The organism is Streptomyces sp. NPDC008092 (assembly GCF_042957285.1).
GTDB lineage: Bacteria > Actinomycetota > Actinomycetes > Streptomycetales > Streptomycetaceae > Streptomyces.
Genome location: NZ_JBIBHY010000006.1, coordinates 174,530 through 191,780 on the forward strand (window position 1 = coordinate 174,530; position 17,251 = coordinate 191,780).

The 17,251-nt window shown below is 71.2% G+C and carries 13 protein-coding genes; 7 read left to right on the forward strand and 6 right to left on the reverse strand.

Annotation, left to right across the window (positions count from 1 at the left end; translation table 11 throughout):
- Nucleotides 1–73: 73 nt before the first annotated feature.
- Nucleotides 74–2,692, forward strand: a complete 2,619-nt coding sequence (locus ACFZB3_RS20760; protein ID WP_391377111.1) for a tetratricopeptide repeat protein — start codon at nucleotides 74–76, stop codon at nucleotides 2,690–2,692.
- A 79-nt stretch (nucleotides 2,693–2,771) separates the two neighbouring features.
- Nucleotides 2,772–3,782, forward strand: coding sequence for a COX15/CtaA family protein (locus tag ACFZB3_RS20765; protein ID WP_391377112.1), 1,011 nt, complete (start codon nucleotides 2,772–2,774; stop codon nucleotides 3,780–3,782).
- Here ACFZB3_RS20765 and ACFZB3_RS20770 read toward each other — a convergent pair.
- The 4 genes from ACFZB3_RS20770 to ACFZB3_RS20785 form a co-directional block, all read right to left on the reverse strand.
- On the reverse strand, nucleotides 3,737–4,474 hold the full coding sequence (locus ACFZB3_RS20770) for a nucleotidyltransferase domain-containing protein (RefSeq protein ID WP_391377113.1): 738 nt from the start codon (nucleotides 4,472–4,474) through the stop codon (nucleotides 3,737–3,739). The genes ACFZB3_RS20765 and ACFZB3_RS20770 overlap by 46 nt on opposite strands.
- Before the next feature lie 18 nt (nucleotides 4,475–4,492).
- Nucleotides 4,493–5,599: an amidohydrolase family protein gene (locus tag ACFZB3_RS20775; protein ID WP_391377114.1), complete on the reverse strand. Its 1,107-nt coding sequence runs from the start codon at nucleotides 5,597–5,599 to the stop codon at nucleotides 4,493–4,495.
- A gap of 152 nt (nucleotides 5,600–5,751) precedes the next feature.
- A complete protein-coding gene (locus tag ACFZB3_RS20780; protein ID WP_391377115.1) occupies nucleotides 5,752–6,087 on the reverse strand; it encodes a hypothetical protein in 336 nt (111 codons plus the stop codon).
- A 67-nt stretch (nucleotides 6,088–6,154) separates the two neighbouring features.
- Nucleotides 6,155–7,108 (reverse strand): heme o synthase, encoded by a 954-nt coding sequence (locus ACFZB3_RS20785; RefSeq protein WP_189260913.1) that lies wholly within the window; start codon nucleotides 7,106–7,108, stop codon nucleotides 6,155–6,157.
- Nucleotides 7,109–7,486: 378 nt separating this feature from the next.
- On the opposite strand from ACFZB3_RS20785, the gene tkt reads away from it, so the two are divergent.
- From tkt to pgl, 5 genes are read left to right on the forward strand one after another with little or no spacing between them, the layout of a single operon-like run.
- Complete coding sequence (tkt, locus tag ACFZB3_RS20790; RefSeq protein ID WP_391377116.1) at nucleotides 7,487–9,574, forward strand: transketolase; 2,088 nt, start codon at nucleotides 7,487–7,489, stop codon at nucleotides 9,572–9,574.
- A 32-nt stretch (nucleotides 9,575–9,606) separates the two neighbouring features.
- Nucleotides 9,607–10,725, forward strand: coding sequence for a transaldolase (gene tal / locus ACFZB3_RS20795; protein ID WP_391377117.1), 1,119 nt, complete (start codon nucleotides 9,607–9,609; stop codon nucleotides 10,723–10,725).
- Nucleotides 10,726–10,728: 3 nt separating this feature from the next.
- A complete protein-coding gene (zwf, locus tag ACFZB3_RS20800) occupies nucleotides 10,729–12,267 on the forward strand; it encodes a glucose-6-phosphate dehydrogenase (RefSeq protein WP_391377820.1) in 1,539 nt (512 codons plus the stop codon).
- Nucleotides 12,264–13,370, forward strand: a complete 1,107-nt coding sequence (gene opcA, locus ACFZB3_RS20805) for a glucose-6-phosphate dehydrogenase assembly protein OpcA (protein ID WP_391377118.1) — start codon at nucleotides 12,264–12,266, stop codon at nucleotides 13,368–13,370. The genes zwf and opcA overlap by 4 nt, the downstream gene beginning before the upstream one ends.
- A complete protein-coding gene (pgl, locus tag ACFZB3_RS20810; protein WP_391377119.1) occupies nucleotides 13,367–14,149 on the forward strand; it encodes a 6-phosphogluconolactonase in 783 nt (260 codons plus the stop codon). Before opcA ends, pgl begins: the two co-directional genes overlap by 4 nt.
- A gap of 60 nt (nucleotides 14,150–14,209) precedes the next feature.
- Here the strand turns inward: pgl and pgi are convergent, their stop codons facing one another.
- Nucleotides 14,210–15,862, reverse strand: a complete 1,653-nt coding sequence (gene pgi / locus ACFZB3_RS20815; protein ID WP_391377120.1) for a glucose-6-phosphate isomerase — start codon at nucleotides 15,860–15,862, stop codon at nucleotides 14,210–14,212.
- A 71-nt stretch (nucleotides 15,863–15,933) separates the two neighbouring features.
- On the reverse strand, nucleotides 15,934–17,184 hold the full coding sequence (locus ACFZB3_RS20820; RefSeq protein ID WP_391377822.1) for an MFS transporter: 1,251 nt from the start codon (nucleotides 17,182–17,184) through the stop codon (nucleotides 15,934–15,936).
- Nucleotides 17,185–17,251 lie beyond the last annotated feature (67 nt).

A 17,251-nucleotide genomic window follows, 5' to 3' on the forward strand; every position in this document is an offset into this window, starting at 1 on the left:
CGACATTCGCTCTGAACGTGGGCCGAATCCCACGGCAGCGGCGCGGCTTCGGGGGAACCACATGCGCGCTTGGGTGATCACTGTCTCCGCCGGGGCGGGAACCGGAACGACCGCGTTCGTCGCGGTGGCCGTGAAAGCCGCCGACTCCGGGGGCGCTCTGCTGTGGTGGCTGTCCGTGGGCGCCGGGCTGGTCGCGGCCCTGGCCGGCGGCGTCGCCGCGCAGGTCGCCCGCAGGTCCGCACCGGACCTCCTGCCGGACGTGCCGACGAGCGCGCTCCAGGGACCGCCGCACAACCTGCCCGTTCTCAGCATGTACTTCACCGGCCGCACCGCCGAGACCGAACGCATCGTGGGCGTGCTGCGGGGGCCGGTCCGCGGGCGCCGACGGGACGAGCGGCCCGTGCCCCGGGTCTGCGTCCTGTACGGGGCGACCGGTGCCGGCAAGTCCCAGCTCGCCGTGGCCTACGCCCGCGACCAGCTGGACCGGCACTCCCTGACCTGGTGGCTCAACGCCTCCGGGCCCGACGCGCTGCGCACGGAGCTGCTGGAGTTCGCCCAGTACGTGGGCATCCACGACCAGGAGAGCAAGAACGTCGTCCTCATGAACCTGTGGCGCTGGCTGCGCGAGCAGCGCGGCTGGCTGCTCGTCTACGACGGATGGCCCGCCTACGAGGACGCGCTGCGCAGCCTGTTGCCGTCGGAGGGCGACGGCGAGGTGCTGATCACCACCCAGCAGAACCAGGGGTGGGACGGCCTGCGCGCGAGCCCGATCGAGCTGCGGGTCTTCCCGGAGAACGAGGGCATCGAGTTCCTGCGGCGGCGCTTCGGCATCGAACCGAAGGAGGCTTCGGAGCAGGTCCTGGAGGCCTTCACCCGGCTCGGCCGCCAGCTCGGCTGGCTGCCGCTGGCCCTCGAACAGGCGGCGGCCTACATCGTCCAGGCGGAGACGACCGTGGCCGAGTACCTGCGCGACCTGCCCGGCGGGGCCTCGGTCGAGGACACCTTCCGGCTCGCCATCTCCCGCATCTCGGAGGCCTCTCCCGCCGCGGTGGATCTGCTGCGGCTGTGCACGTTCCTCGCCTCGGAGGACGTGCGGAAGACCACCCTGATGCAGTACCGGTCGGTCCTCCCGGTCCGGCTGCAGAGGGTGATGGCCGACCCGGTCACCTTCAACCGCGAGGTCCTGCTGCTGGTGGACCACTCCCTGCTGACCCGCAGCGGCGACTGGCGCGACGGATCCGCCGCCTACGGCATGCACCCGCGCGTCCAGACCCTGATCCACGACGGGCTCAGTCTCGCCGAGCGCCTGGAGTGGTCCCAGGCCGCGGTACGGCTGGTGGAGGCCTGCTTCCCCACGACTCCGGGCCTGCTGGCGTCCAGGCCGGTGTGCGAACGGCTGATGCCGCACGTCGAGGCCGTCATCGACAAGCTCGCCTGGGGCGACGACGCCGACGGCGGGCTCGGCGCCTCCCAGGACCCCGAGGCGCTGGCCCGGCTGCTGCACCGCGTCGGCGCCTATCAGGAGCACCGCTGCGACTGGGTGCGGTCCCTGGACTTCTTCGAACGGGAGGCCGAGCTGCGCGAGATCGGCAACGGTGACGTCCTCGGCCGGGCGACGGCGCGGTACGCCGTGGCCCGCCAGCACTATCTCCTGGCACGGCTGGACGACGCCGAACGGGAGTGCCGCCGCGCCCTCGGGCTGTGCGACGACCGCGAGGAGGAGGCGTTCCTGCGGTTACGGGCCCACTGCCAGCGGCAGCTGGGAGGCATCATGCGCGAGCACAACCGCTTCCCCGAGGCACTGCGCGCGGCCCGGACCGCGGTCGGGATCTACGAGGGCCAGGCATGGCGCGAGGAGAGCCTCGACTGGGCCGTCGCCGAGCAGGAGACCGGGCTGATCCACCGGAACGCGGGACGCCTCACCGAGGCCACCCGGCACTACCGGCGGGCGGAGGAGTGCATACCCACCCGGGGCACCCAGGAGCCCCCCGACTACACCGTCTTCCGGGCCATGCTCCAGCGCGACCTGGGCATCGTCGCCCAGGACAGGGGGCAGCTGGAACACGCGGAGGCGATGCTCACCGAGGCCCTGACGGTGTTCGGCGCCCATCGGGGACCGGAGGACTTCGAGACGGCCCAGATCGCCAAGTTCCTGGCGGACGTGCTCCGTCGGCGCAGCGAGAGCCACAAGGAGCAGGCGCGCCGCAGCCTTCGCCTCCTGCACCGCCGCGACCTGAGCCGCCGGGCCCGCGCCGAACTGGACCGGGCCGAGCGGCTCCTCGGTCCAGTGGTGGAGCTGCACCGCAAACGCAGCGAGACGGAGGAGCACAAGTACGCGGCCTGCCTCAACAAGCTGGGCTCCTTACGGCTCGCGCAGGGCCGGACGGCCGAGGCGAGGCGGACGCTGGAACAGGCCGAGGCGATCTACCTGCGGCTCTACGGCGAGCGGCACTACTACCGCGCCAAGTCCCTGACCCGGCTCGGACCCGTGCTGCGCGCCCAGGGCGACGGCGGCGCCGCGGAGCGCGTGCTGCGGGAGGCGGACGGGATCTTCCGGGCGGCCCTCGGTGACGACCACCCCGCGCTGATGGCCGTGTGCGAGCACCTGTCCGACTGCGCCTCGGACCGCGGTGACCACGAGGAGGCCGGCCGGCTCAGGCGCGAGGCGGACCGCATCCGCCGGTCGCTGTGACACCCGGACCCCGCCGCTCGTGAACGCCGGACCCCGCCCCTCGTGAACGCATGCACAAGCGGCCCCCTACCATGGTCCCGTGCCAAAGCTCACCCCCACCGACCTCGTAGCGGCGCTGCGCAACCCGCTCGCCTTCATCGCCGACCGCTGGACCCCGGATCCCCGGACCGTCCGGCGGGCGGCCCTCGCCGCACTCGTCATGTCGGTGGTCATCGTGGTCACCGGCGGCGCGGTGCGGCTCACCGGCTCCGGGCTCGGCTGCCCGACCTGGCCCGAGTGCACCGCCGGCTCGCTGACCCCGACCGACGCGCTGAGCTACCACAGCGCCATCGAGTTCACGAACCGCATGCTGACCTACGTGCTGTGCGCGGCGGTCGGCTGGGCGATCATCGCGGCCCGGTCCCAGAAGCCGTTCCGGCGCAGCCTGACCCGGCTGGGCTGGGCGCAGTTCTGGCTCGTGATGAGCAACGCGATCCTGGGCGGCATCGTGGTGCTCGTCGGCCTCAACCCCTACACCGTCGCCGCCCACTTCCTGCTGGCGACGGCCCTCATCACGGTCGCCGCCGTGATGTGGCAGCGCACCCGGGAGGGCGACGGGGAGCCGCGTCCGCTGGTCGGCAGGGCGGTGCAGCAGCTGGTGTGGGCCCTGGTGGTCGTGACGTTGCTGCTCATCACGGCCGGCACGGTGGTGACCGGCGCGGGGCCGCACCCGGGCGACTCCGGCGACGTCGAGCGCATCGACGTCAGCTGGTCGGGCGTCGCCGAACTGCACGCGGTGTTCGCCTGGATCGTGGTGTCGCTGACCTTCGCCCTGTGGTTCTTCCTCAAGGGCGTCGGCGCGCCCCGGGGACCGCGGGACCGCGTCCGCGACCTGTTCCTGATCCTGCTGGGGCAGGGCGTCATCGGATACGTCCAGTACTTCACGCACCTGCCCACCGTCCTGGTCGGCCTGCACATGTTCGGCTCGTGCCTGGTGTGGATCGGCGTGCTGCGCGTCCTGCTGTCCCTGCGGGAGCGCGCCGAGGTGACGGCCGACGTGCCCGTTCAGGCGCACGACGCCGTGAGCGCGTCGATCGCCGGGCCCAGGTAGTCCCGGGTCAGCCGGGCGCGGCGCGCCGTCCACTCCTCGGTGGGCGGCGCCGGGTCGCCGTAACGGCGGCTCCGGATGTCGTCGACGACCTCGGTGGGGGCGCCCAGGTCGGGCAGCAGGTCGAGTGCCTCGCGTTTGGAGATCAGCCGGCCCTCGCGCGAGGTGACGGTGGCGCGGGCGAACGTGGTCATCCCGACGTCGACCCAGTCGTCCCGCAGCCAGAGCGGGGCCTTCTCCACGGCGGGCCGCCAGAAGTCCCGCTGGTCGCGCAGGACGAAGTCGCCGAGTTCCCGGTCCGACACCGGCGGCAGCAGCCCGGCGGGCGCCCGCCCGTGCAGCACCCGCCCGAAGACGTGCAGCTCACGCCGGGTCACCGGGGTGACGGGCCGTCTGAACAGCTCCTCGTGCGCCCACGTGAGGTGGGAGCGGGCGGGGTCGCTCGCGGTCGACGGGGTCAGATAGGTGCAGTGCAGCCGGGCGGCGAGCGGCGACCTGCGCAGGCGGGCGTGTGCCACCGCGATCCTCCACAGGGCGGCCGGGCTCACCCGGCCCGGCAGCACCGCGATCAGGTCCAGGTCGCTGCGGCCCTCCTGGTAGTCGCCCCCGGCGAGCGAGCCGTGCGCCCAGACGGCGGCGGGCTCCAGCGGGGTCAGTTCACGGAGGAAGCGGGCCAGTAACGTCTCGGTGTCCATGCGCCCAGTCTGTACAGCTCACTCCAGCCCGTACACCCGGTTCGCGTTACCCGCCGCGATCAGCCTGGCCACGCGCTGGGCGTCCCCGAGGGACCACGCGTCCTCGGCGACCCAGGTGCCCAGGACCCGGGCGAGGGACTCGCGGAACAGGCGGGCGCCGACCACGTGCAGCTCGGGCAGGCCGTGGGCGCCACTGGAGAAGAGGATCTTGCCGAAGGGGGCCAGTTCCAGGATCTCGGCGAGGATCGTGGCCGCGCGGGCGCCGGTGCGCACCAGGGCCGCGCCCGAGTCGGCGTACACGTGCGGGAAGACGCCGGCCAGGTGGGCGGCGTGGCGGTGGTAGGGGTAGCCGTGCAGCAGGACCAGGTCGGTGCCGAGGCCGGCGGTGGCCCGGACGAAGTCGGTGAGCAGGACCGGGTCGGTGCGGTCGATCCGGGTGCCGGGCTCGCCGAGGCCCGCGTGCAGCTGGAGGGGGAGACCGGAGGCCACCGCGATCCAGAGCAGGTGGCGCAGCAGGACCGGGTCGGTCAGCTCGCCGCCGACCCGGCGGGCCGCCAGCCAGCGGCCGGCCGCGCCTCTGACCTCACCAGGGCCGGGGGGCTCGGGGGCCAGGGCCAGGCCGTGCCGGAGACCGGCGACGGAGGTGAAGGCGACCGCGTTCGCCGCCGCGCCGTGCACCGACTCGGCGAGGTTGGCGAGGAAGGACTCGACGGTGCCGGAGGTGTCGGCGACCTGCTCGGCGAGGAGTTCCAGGCGGACGATCTCGCGGGCCGCGGCGGCGCCGGCCGAGGCCATCTCGGCGGGCCCGGTGAGATCGCCGGGCAGGCCGGTGTCGACGAGGTAGGTGGTGATGCCGCTGCCGCGCAGCAGCCGGCGGCCGGCCTCCAGGACGCCGAGTTCGCGGCGCCGGGCCAGGTAGCGGGCCGGCGCGCAGTGGGGCTCCAGACCGAGGAGCGGGGGGCACCAGCGCCGTACCGCGAAACCGGTCTGGGTGTCGAAGAGGGTGGTGCCGGCGGCCGGGGGGCCTTCGGTGCGGGCGAGCTGGGCCTCGAAGGTGCCGAGGCCCAGCTCCGTACGCAGCACTCCGTGGCAGTACTGGTCCACCAGGGACGGCGTCTCGATCATCCGGGCTCCCCGTGGACGACGGTTGCTTAACCGTCTTAACGGGTCGACGGGGACTGAGGTCGCGGTCCGGGGAGGGGGTACCGGTTGATCGGCGGCTGCGGACCGTACGTGGTTGCCGCCGCCGATCCCCGCGCCCCCGAGGGGGCGCCTGTTCAGCCGCCGATCTGGATGCCCGCCATCCGCTTCCATTCGTACGGGCCCGTCGTCACCTTCGCCGCGAACTCGCCGTCGAAGGACTCGTGGACCGTGATGCCGGACTTGGCGACCGCCTGTTCGGCGATCTCGTACGTCGGGGCCACCAGGTCGCCCCAGCCGCCGTCCTCGCCGACGAGGACGATGCGGGCGCCGCGTTCGCCGATGTAGGCCACCTGGCCCTCGGCGCCGCCGTGGGCCTTGGCGAAGGCGCTGATCTCCTTGGCGAGGCGCGCCACCTTGCGCTCGGCCTTCTGGCCGGCCTTCTGCGAGTCAACCTGCTGCGTGTCTGCCATGGACAGGATGCTACTCACGAGTAGATCCACTGGCGAGGGCAGGGCGATGTGATGTGGGCCCGTGCGGTCAGCGCAGGAAGGGGTCGACCGCCACGGCCACGAACAGCAGCGACACATAGGTGATCGACCAGTGGAACAGCCGCATCTCCTTGAGCTTCCCGCCCGTCACCTCCGCCTTCGCGCGGTTCTGCAGCCCGTGCGCCTCCCACAGCCACCAGCCGCCCGCCACCAGGGCGACCAGCGTGTAGAACCAGCCGGTGTAGCCGAGGGGGGTGAGGAGAAGGGAGACGCCGACCATCACCCAGCTGTAGATGACGATCTGCTTGGCGACCACCTTGTTGGAGGCGACGACCGGCAGCATCGGCACGCCCACGCGCGCGTAGTCGTCCTTCACCTTCATGGAGAGCGGCCAGTAGTGCGGCGGCGTCCAGAAGAACATGACGAGGAAGAGGATGACCGGCGCCCACGACATGGAGTCCGTGACGGCCGACCAGCCGATCAGCACCGGCAGACAACCGGCGATGCCGCCCCACACGATGTTCTGCGAGGTACGGCGCTTGAGGATCATCGTGTAGACGACGACATAGAAGAGCAGCGCACCGAGTGACAGCCAGGCGCTCAGCCAGTTGACGGTGAGACCGAACAGCAGCGTGGAGACGACCGCCAGGGTGATGCCGAAGGCGAGGCACTCGCGCGGGCTGACCATGCCGGTCACCAGCGGACGCTGCGAGGTCCGGTCCATCAGTGCGTCGATGTCCCGGTCGATGTACATGTTCAGCGCGTTGGCGCCGCCCGCCGAGAGGTAGCCGCCGACGCAGGTGAGCAGCACCAGCGTCAGGTCGGGCACACCCTGCTGCGCCAGGAACATCACCGGAACGGTGGTGATGAGCAGCAGCTCGATGATCCGCGGCTTGGTCAGCGCCACGAAAGCTTTGACACGGGCCCCGAACGGCCGGTGGCTCGGGCTCTCGCTCGCACCGAGCACCCCCGCTGGACGGGATTCGACGGCCGTCACGCACACCCCTGACAGAGACTCCCAGCGAGCCCCGCCGTGTGAACTCACGGTAAAGGCTCGCGCGTACCACGCCACTTTAGACGTTGCCCATACCTCGACCTTCGCGGGGGTGGGGTCGTGTTGGGGGGCGTCTCGGGAGAGGGGTGGGGTGGCTCGATTGAGCAGTCAGATGAGCGGTTCCGTATTCATGTGCCGAATGCCTTCTCGGCCAGTCGGGAGGCGGATCCCCGAGAGTCCCGGCAGTCTGGAAACACTCGAAAAAATGCACGTCCTTACGGGGGTAGGCTCGACAACGGCCGGTGGGCACCCAGTGCACCGGCAGCCGGTGCGGGCGTGTGCCCGTGGACCGGTAACCGAACATGTGGAGAGGAGCCCTGACTCAGGGTGAGCACCAAGCCGACCACCACAGACCTCGACTGGACCGAGTTGGACCAGCGGGCCGTAGACACCGCCCGCGTCCTGGCCGCCGATGCCGTACAGAAGGTCGGCAACGGCCATCCGGGTACGGCGATGAGCCTGGCGCCGGCCGCGTACACCCTCTTCCAGAAGGTGATGCGGCACGACCCGTCCGACCCCGACTGGGTGGGCCGCGACCGCTTCGTGCTGTCCGCCGGTCACTCGTCGCTGACCCTCTACACGCAGCTCTACCTGGCCGGCTTCGGCCTGGAGCTGGCAGACCTCGAAGCCTTCCGCACCTGGGGCTCGAAGACCCCGGGCCACCCGGAGTACGGCCACACCAAGGGCGTGGAGACCACCACGGGTCCGCTGGGCCAGGGTGTCGCCAACGCGGTGGGCATGGCCATGGCCTCCCGCTACGAGCGCGGTCTGTTCGACCCGGACGCGCCGCAGGGCGAGTCGCCGTTCGACCACTTCGTGTACTGCATCGCGGGTGACGGCTGCCTCCAGGAGGGCATCTCCGCCGAGGCGTCCTCGATGGCCGGCCACCAGAAGCTCGGCAACCTGGTCCTGCTGTGGGACGACAACCACATCTCGATCGAGGGCGACACCGAGACGGCCGTCTCCGAGGACACCGTCAAGCGGTTCGAGGCGTACGGCTGGCACGTGCAGCGGATCGCCCCGAAGCCGGACGGCGACCTGGACCCGCACGCCATCTACAACGCGATCGAGGCCGCGAAGAAGGTGACGGACAAGCCGTCCTTCATCGCGATGCGCTCGATCATCGCCTGGCCCGCCCCGAACGCGCAGAACACCGAGGCCGCGCACGGCTCGGCGCTCGGCGCGGACGAGGTCGCGGCCACCAAGCGCGTCCTGGGCTTCGACCCGGAGAAGAGCTTCGACGTCGCCGAGGAGGTCATCGCCCACACCCGGCAGGCCGGCGAGCGCGGTGCCTCGGCGAAGGCCGAGTGGGAGAAGTCGTTCCAGCTGTGGCGGGACAACAACGCCGAGCGGGCCGCCGAGTTCGACCGCATCTCGGCGGGCGAGCTGCCCAAGGGCTGGGAGGAGAAGATCCCGGTCTTCGAGCCCGGCAAGGGTGTCGCGACGCGTGCCGCCTCCGGCAAGGTGCTCCAGGCGCTCGGTGCGGTCATCCCCGAGCTGTGGGGCGGGTCGGCCGACCTCGCCGGGTCGAACAACACGACGATCGACAAGAACAGCTCGTTCCTCCCGGCGGACAACCCGCTGCCGGGCGCGGACCCCTACGGCCGCACCATCCACTTCGGTATCCGCGAGCACTCCATGGCCGCGGAGATGAACGGCATCACCCTGCACGGCAACACCCGTGTCTACGGCGGTACGTTCCTCGTCTTCTCCGACTACATGCGCAACTCGGTTCGGCTGTCGGCGCTGATGCACCTGCCGGTGACGTACGTGTGGACCCACGACTCCATCGGTCTCGGCGAGGACGGCCCCACCCACCAGCCGGTCGAGCACCTCGCCTCGCTGCGCGCCATCCCGGGCCTGAACGTGGTCCGCCCGGCCGACGCCAACGAGACCGCGATCGCCTGGCGCGAGATCCTCCGCCGCTACACCAAGGTCTTCGGCAAGGGCGCTCCGCACGGCCTGGCGCTGACCCGCCAGGGCGTGCCGGTGTACGAGTCCAACGAGGACACGGTCAAGGGCGGCTACGTCCTCTTCGAGGCCTCGAACGGAACGCCCGAGGTCATCCTCATCGCGACCGGCTCCGAGGTGCACGTGGCCGTCGAGGCGCGCGAGCAGCTGGAGGCCGACGGCGTGCCCACGCGCGTCGTGTCCATGCCGTGCGTGGAGTGGTTCGAGGAGCAGTCGCCCGAATACCGCGAGAGCGTGCTGCCGTCCTCGGTGAAGGCGCGCGTGTCCGTCGAGGCGGGTATCGGCCTCACCTGGCACAAGTACGTCGGGGACGCCGGCCGCATCGTTTCCCTGGAGCACTTCGGTGCTTCCGCCGACGGCAAGGTGCTCTTCCAGGAGTTCGGCTTCACTGCCGAGAACGTGGCTGCCAAGGCCCGGGAATCCATCGCCGCCGCCCAGCGCTGACGCTATATACGACACGTAGGAGATGTAATTCCATGACAGACGCACTCAAGCGCCTCTCCGACGAAGGCGTCGCGATCTGGCTGGACGACCTGTCGCGCAAGCGGATCACGTCCGGCAACCTCGCCGAGCTGATCGACCAGCAGCACGTCGTGGGCGTCACCACCAACCCGACGATCTTCCAGAAGGCGATCTCTTCGGGCGACGGCTACCAGCAGCAGGTCTCGGACCTCGCCGCCCGCAAGGTCACCGTCGAAGAGGCCATCCGCATGATCACCACGGCGGACGTCCGCGACGCCGCCGACATCCTGCGCCCGGTGTTCGACGCGACCGACGGCCAGGACGGCCGTGTGTCGATCGAGGTCGACCCGCGCCTGGCGCACCACACCACGGCGACGATCGCCGAGGCCAAGCAGCTCGCCTGGCTCGTCGACCGCCCCAACACCCTCATCAAGATCCCGGCCACCCAGGCGGGCCTGCCGGCGATCACCGAGGTCATCGGCCTCGGCATCAGCGTCAACGTCACGCTGATCTTCTCGCTGGAGCGCTACCGCGCGGTCATGGACGCCTACCTGGCCGGCCTGGAGAAGGCCAGGGAGCGCGGCCTCGACCTGTCGCTCATCCGTTCGGTGGCGTCGTTCTTCGTGTCCCGGGTGGACACCGAGATCGACAAGCGCCTGAACGACCTGGGCACCGACGAGGCGCTCGCCCTGAAGGGCAAGTCCGCCGTCGCCAACGCCCGGCTCGCCTACCAGGCGTACGAGGAGGTCTTCTCCTCCGACCGCTGGCAGGCGCTGGAGAACGCGGGCGCCCGCAAGCAGCGTCCGCTGTGGGCCTCCACCGGCGTGAAGGACCCGTCGTACAAGGACACCCTGTACGTCGACGACCTGGTCGCGCCGAACACGGTGAACACCATGCCGGAGGCCACCCTCCTCGCGGTCGAGGACCACGGCGGCATCACCGGCGACACGATCACCGGCACGTACGAGCAGGCCCGCGCCGACCTCGACGCAGTCGAGGCGCTCGGGATCTCGTACGACGACGTGGTCCAGGTCCTGGAGGACGAGGGCGTCGACAAGTTCGAGGCGTCCTGGAACGACCTGCTCAAGTCGACCCAGGCGGAGCTGGAGCGCCTGGCCCCCTCGGAGGGCTGAACCCTGTCCCCTCTTTCCGGTACCGGAGCGAACCCGCTTCGTGACCCCGCAGACCGACGGCTCCCGCGTATCGCGGGGCCGTCGGGGCTGGTCATCTTCGGCGTCACGGGCGACCTCTCCCGTAAGAAGCTCATGCCCGCCGTCTACGACCTCGCCAACCGGGGTCTGCTGCCGCCGGGCTTCTCCCTGGTCGGCTTCGCCCGCCGCGAGTGGGCCCACGAGGACTTCGCCGCCGAGGTCCACGACGCCGTCAAGGACCACGCGCGCACCCCGTTCCGTGAGGAGGTCTGGCAGCAGCTCATCCAGGGGATGCGCTTCGTCCAGGGCACCTTCGACGACGACGACGCGTTCGAGCGGCTGCGCTCCACCATCGAGGAGCTGGACAAGGCACAGGGCACGGGCGGCAACTTCGCCTTCTACCTGTCCGTGCCGCCGCGCTCCTTCCCGGTGGTCATCCAGCAGCTGAAGAAGCACGGCCTGGCCGACCAGTCGGGCGGCTCCTGGCGGCGCGCGGTCATCGAGAAGCCCTTCGGCCACGACCTGAAGTCGGCCGAGGAGCTCAACAAGGTCGTGCACGAGGTGTTCGAACCGGACCAGGTGTTCCGGATCGACCACTACCTCGGCAAGGAGACCGTCCAGAACATCCTGGCGCTGCGCTTCGCCAACACCATGTACGAGCCGATCTGGAACCGGTCCTTCGTGGACCACGTGCAGATCACCATGGCCGAGGACATCGGCATCGGCGGCCGCGCCGGCTACTACGACGGCATCGGCTCGGCCCGTGACGTCATCCAGAACCACCTCCTCCAGCTCATGGCCCTGACCGCCATGGAGGAGCCGGCCTCCTTCGACGCGGACGCACTGGCCGCGGAGAAGGAGAAGGTGCTCGGCGCGGTACGGCTGCCGAAGGACCTCGGCCGCTCGACCGTGCGCGGCCAGTACGCGGCCGGCTGGCAGGGCGGCGAGAAGGTCATCGGCTACCTCGAAGAGGACGGCATCGACACCAAGTCGAAGACCGACACCTACGCCGCGGTGAAGCTGGAGATCGACAACCGCCGCTGGGCGGGCGTCCCCTTCTACCTGCGCACCGGCAAGCGGCTGGGCCGCCGGGTCACCGAGATCGCGGTGGTCTTCCAGCGGGCCCCGCACTCCCCCTTCGACCACACGGCGACGGAGGAACTGGGCCAGAACGCGATCGTCATCCGCGTCCAGCCCGACGAGGGCATCACGGTCCGCTTCGGCTCCAAGGTGCCCGGCACCTCGATGGAGATCCGGGACGTGTCGATGGACTTCGCCTACGGCGAGTCGTTCACCGAGTCCAGCCCGGAGGCCTACGAGCGGCTGATCCTGGACGTGCTGCTCGGCGACTCCAACCTCTTCCCGCGCACGGAGGAGGTCGAGCTGTCCTGGAAGATCCTCGACCCGATCGAGGAGCACTGGGACAAGCACGGCAGGCCCGCCCAGTACAAGTCCGGCACCTGGGGCCCCGCGGAGGCCGACGAGATGCTGGCACGAGACGGACGGAGCTGGCGCCGCCCATGAAGATAGACCTCACGGACACCACGGCCGGCAAGGTCAACAAGGCGCTGGTGCAGGGCCGCCGGGCCATCGGCACGCCCGCCGTGGGCATGGTGCTCACCCTCGTCATCGTCACCGACGAGGAGAACGCGTACGACGCCCTGAAGGCCGCCGGCGACGCCTCGCACGAGCACCCCTCGCGCACGCTGGTCGTCATCAAGCGCGTCTCCCGCTCCCCCCGCGACCGTACGGCGTCCCGCCTGGACGCCGAGGTCCGGGTGGGCGCGGACGCGGGCTCCGGCGAGACGGTGATCCTGCGGCTGCACGGCGAGGTCGCCGACCACGCCGACTCCGTCGTGCTGCCGCTGCTGCTGCCCGACGCGCCGGTCGTCGTGTGGTGGCCGGTGAACGCCCCGCTCGACCCGGCGAAGGACCCGCTGGGCGCCCTCGCCCAGCGCCGGGTCACCGACACCTACTCCTCCGAACAGCCGGTACGGGAGCTGTCCGCCCGCGCGGACGCCTACACCCCCGGCGACACGGACCTGTCCTGGACCCGGATCACGCCCTGGCGCTCGATGCTGGCGGCGGCCCTGGACCAGGTGGTCTGCGAGGTCAGGGCGGTCGAGGTGGAGGGCGAGGAGTTCAACCCTAGCTGCGAGCTGCTGGCGATGTGGCTCGCGGACCGGCTGGACGTCCCCGTCAAGCGCTCCCTCTCGGCCGGCCCCGGCCTGACCGCGGTGCGGCTCGCCACCAGCGAGGGCGCGATCGCGCTCGACCGCGCGGACGGCTCCCTGGCGACCCTGTCCATCGACGGTCAGCCGGACCGTGCGGTGGCGCTGAAGCGGCGCGACACGGCCGAGCTGATCGCGGAGGAACTGCGCCGGCTCGACCCGGACGACACCTACGCCTCGGCACTGCGGTTCGGTGTGGAGCGTCTGCACGCGTCGGCGGCTCCCGCGGCGGAACCGGCTCCGACGGCTCAGGACACCGCCTCGGCGCCGGACTCGTTGCCCAAAGGAGAACCGGTCACCCTCGCAGCAGCCCCCGAAGCCGCTGCCGAGGCTCCCACGACAGAAGCGGCACCGCAGGAAAGGCCGCCGCTGAAGAAGAGGGCGAAGGCGACATGAGCACTCCCCAGCTGGTCGTGCACCGCGACAAGGAACTGATGGCGCAGGCCGCCGCGGCCCGTCTGATCACGAAGATCGTGGACGCCCAGGCCTCCCGGGGCGAGGCGTCCGTGGTCCTCACGGGCGGCCGCAACGGCAACGGCCTGCTGGCGGCCCTGGCGGCGGCCCCGGCCCGGGACGCCATCGACTGGGGCCGGCTCGACCTCTGGTGGGGCGACGAGCGCTTCCTGCCCGAGGACGACCCGGAGCGCAACGTCACCCAGGCCCGCGACGCCCTGCTCGGCCAGGTCCCGGTGGACCCGAAGCGCGTGCACGCCATGCCCGCGTCGGACGGCCCCTGGGGCACGGACGTGGACGCGGCGGCCGAGGCCTACGCGGCGGAGCTGGCCCGCGCGGCCGGCCCCGAGAACCACGGCTCGGTGCCCACCTTCGACGTCCTGATGCTGGGCGTCGGCCCGGACACCCACGTGGCCTCGCTCTTCCCTGAGCTCCCCGCGGTCCGCGAGACGGAACGCACGGTGGTCGGCGTCCACGGCGCCCCCAAGCCCCCGCCGACCCGCGTCTCCCTCACCCTCCCCGCCATCCGCTCGGCCCGCGAGGTCTGGCTGCTGGCGGCGGGCGAGGACAAGGCCGAGGCCGTCGCCATCGCCCTCTCGGGCGCGGGCGAGATCCAGGCCCCGGCAGCAGGCGCCCAGGGCCGCCAGCGCACCCTGTGGCTCCTGGACTCGACGGCAGCCTCCCAGCTGCCGCGATCGCTGTATCCGCCGGCTTCGGCGTGACGGAGCACTGAAAAGAACCCGTACGGCCCAGGTGGCCGTACGGGTTCTTCATTTCCGGGCCTAACGCCCGCGCAGCTCCCGGTACTTGGCCACCAGCGCCTTCGTCGACGGGTCCAGGCCGGGCACCTCGGCGCCCTCGGTCAGGGCCGGTTCCACGCGCTTGGCGAGGACCTTGCCCAGCTCCACACCCCACTGGTCGAAGGAGTCGATGTTCCAGACGGCGCCCTGGGTGAAGACCTTGTGCTCGTACAACGCCACCAGCTGGCCCAGGACCGACGGGGTGAGTTCCTTCGCTAGGACGGTCGTCGTCGGGTGGTTGCCCTTGAAGGTGCGGTGCGCCACCTGCTCCTCGGCCACGCCCTCCGCGCGGACCTCGTCGGCGGTCTTGCCGAAGGCCAGCGCCTGGGTCTGCGCGAAGAAGTTCGCCATCAGCAGGTCGTGCTGCGCCCTGAGTTCACCGCTCAGCTCGGCGACCGGCTCGGCGAAGCCGATGAAGTCCGCCGGGATCAGCTTGGTGCCCTGGTGGATCAACTGGTAGTACGCGTGCTGCCCGTTGGTGCCCGGCGTGCCCCAGACGACCGGGCCGGTCTGCCAGTCGACCTCCTGGCCGTCGCGCGCCACGTACTTGCCGTTGGACTCCATGTCCAGCTGCTGGAGGTAGGCGGTGAACTTGGAGAGGTAGTGCGAGTACGGCAGGACCGCGTGCGACTGGGCGTCGTGGAAGTTGCCGTACCAGATGCCCAGCAGGCCCAGCAGAAGGGGGACGTTGGACTCGGCGGGTGCGGTGCGGAAGTGCTCGTCGACCAGGTGGAAGCCGTCCAGCATCTCGCGGAACCGGTCCGGGCCGATGGCGATCATCAGGGAGAGGCCGATGGCCGAGTCGTAGGAGTAGCGGCCGCCGACCCAGTCCCAGAACTCGAACATGTTGGCCGTGTCGATGCCGAACTCCGACACCTTCTCGGCGTTCGTGGAGAGGGCCACGAAGTGCTTGGCGACCGCTTCCTGGCCGGCCTTCAGCTCGGTGAGGAGCCAGTTGCGGGCCGAGGTGGCGTTGGTGATCGTCTCGATGGTGGTGAACGTCTTGGAGGCGATGATGAAGAGGGTCTCCGCCGGGTCCAGGTCGCGGGTCGCCTCGTGCAGGTCGGCGCCGTCCACGTTGGAGACGAAGCGGACCGTGAGGTCGCGGTCGGTGAAGCTGCGCAGCACCTCGTAGGCCATCGCCGGGCCGAGGTCGGAGCCGCCGATGCCGATGTTGACGACGTTCCGGATGCGCTTGCCGGTGTGACCGGTCCAGGCGCCGGAGCGGACCCGGTCGGCGAAGGCGCCCATCTTGTCCAGGACCGCGTGCACCTGCGGCACCACGTTCTCGCCGTCGACCTCGATCACCGCGTCGCGCGGGGCGCGCAGGGCCGTGTGCAGCACCGCGCGGTTCTCGGTGACGTTGATCTTCTCGCCGCGGAACATGGCGTCCCGCAGCCCGAAGACGTCGGTGGCGGCGGCCAGCTCCCGCAACAGCCGCAGCGTCTCGTCGTTGACCAGGTGCTTCGAGTAGTCGACGTGGAGGTCGCCGACCTGGAGGGTGTAGCCCGTGCCGCGTCCCGGGTCGGCGGCGAACAGGTCCCGCAGATGGGTCTCGGCGAGCTCCTCCCGGTGCTCGGCGAGCGCGGTCCACTCGGGCGTCTGGTTGAGCCTGGTACGGCCGTCTGCGTTCATTCCGACTTCAGCCTTCTTCCTTGCACCTGTCCTGTTGCGTGCCTGCGCCGCTGCCGTTCCAACCTAGTTGATCAGCTCGGGGCACGGCCTGCCGTCGCGCGGTCCCGCGGCGCAACAACAGGTACGTCCGGCTTGCGCACCGGTATCAACGAGGTGACGGCCAGGCCGAAGAGGACGGCGGCCAGCAGCGCGGGCGCGTTCAGGCCGTAGGCTCCCGCGACGGCTCCGCCGAGGAGGGCGCCGAGCGGCGCACCGGAGGTGGAGGAGGTGCGGAAGGCGGCGGCGATCCGGCCGGTCATCGACTCGGGCGCGCGTTGCTGCATCAGCGTGACCTGGTTGACGTTCCACACCATGTTCATCGCGCCGAGCAGGAGCATGCCGGCGACGAGCGCGCCGAGGTGCCGGACGGTGCCCATGAGCAGCAGGGCCGACGTCTGGACCGTCCCGGCGACCAGCAGGGCCCGCACCCGGCCGGTGCGGCGGGCCATGCGCTGGGCGAGGAAGCCGCCGGTGATGCTGCCGGCCGAGTACGCGGTCATGGCCGCGGCGTATCCGGCGGTGCCGGCCTGCAGCCAGCGCGTGACGTGCAGCACGAGGGTGGCGATCAGCGCGCCCATGCCGATGTTGCAGAGCAGGGTGGCCACGCAGGTGGCCCGCAGGGCGCGGTCCTGCCACAGGGCGCGCAGGCCCTCGCCGATCTCCGTGCGCAGGGTGCTGCCGGCCGGGCGTGGCGCCCGCTCGGGCGGCCGGGTCCGCAGCGAGGCGACCAGGACGGCGGCCGCGAGGTAGGTGATCGCGTCGGCCGCGAAGGGCACCGACGCGCCGGCCGTCAGGAGCAGCGGCACCAGCGGGGCGCCGAGCAGGCCGCCGGCGATCTGCTGGCCGGTCATCAGCCGGGCGTTCGCCCCGCCCAGGGCGTGCCGGTCCACCAGGGACGGCAGCAGGGCCGTGGAGGCGTTGTCGAAGAGGGTCTGCAGGGTGGTGAGCGCGAAGGCGAGCAGAAGCAGGAGAACGATCGAGGCGTGACCGAGCGCCACGGCGAGTGCGAAGGCGGCGACGAGCAGCCCTCGTACCGTGTCCACGGCCCACATCGCGCGCCGCTGGTCCACCCGGTCCGCGACGGCACCTCCGAGCAGGCCGAACAGCAGCCACGGCAGATAGCCGCAGGCGGTCACCGAAGCGATGGCGAGCGGCGCGTCGGTCAGGCGCGCGGCCAGCAGGGGCAGCGCGGACGCCCGTAACGCGTCCCCGAACCGGGAGACCACGGCGGCCGTCCACAGCCGCCCGAATCCCCCGCGCCACGCGGGTGCCCCCTCGCCCACCGTCACCGCCGCCCGCTCACGATTCGCCGATGCACAAACCGTAGAGGGCAGCACTGACAATGGGCCG

Bases quoted from the DNA above. Each gene is read 5' to 3' on its own strand.
- ACFZB3_RS20770 (WP_391377113.1), bottom strand. From the start codon at position 4,474: ATGGACACCGAGACGTTACTGGCCCGCTTCCTCCGTGAACTGACCCCG.
- ACFZB3_RS20775 (WP_391377114.1), bottom strand. From the start codon at position 5,599: ATGATCGAGACGCCGTCCCTGGTGGACCAGTACTGCCACGGAGTGCTG.
- ACFZB3_RS20780 (WP_391377115.1), bottom strand. From the start codon at position 6,087: ATGGCAGACACGCAGCAGGTTGACTCGCAGAAGGCCGGCCAGAAGGCC.
- tal (WP_391377117.1), top strand. From the start codon at position 9,607: ATGACAGACGCACTCAAGCGCCTCTCCGACGAAGGCGTCGCGATCTGG.
- opcA (WP_391377118.1), top strand. From the start codon at position 12,264: ATGAAGATAGACCTCACGGACACCACGGCCGGCAAGGTCAACAAGGCG.
- pgl (WP_391377119.1), top strand. From the start codon at position 13,367: ATGAGCACTCCCCAGCTGGTCGTGCACCGCGACAAGGAACTGATGGCG.
- pgi (WP_391377120.1), bottom strand. From the start codon at position 15,862: ATGAACGCAGACGGCCGTACCAGGCTCAACCAGACGCCCGAGTGGACC.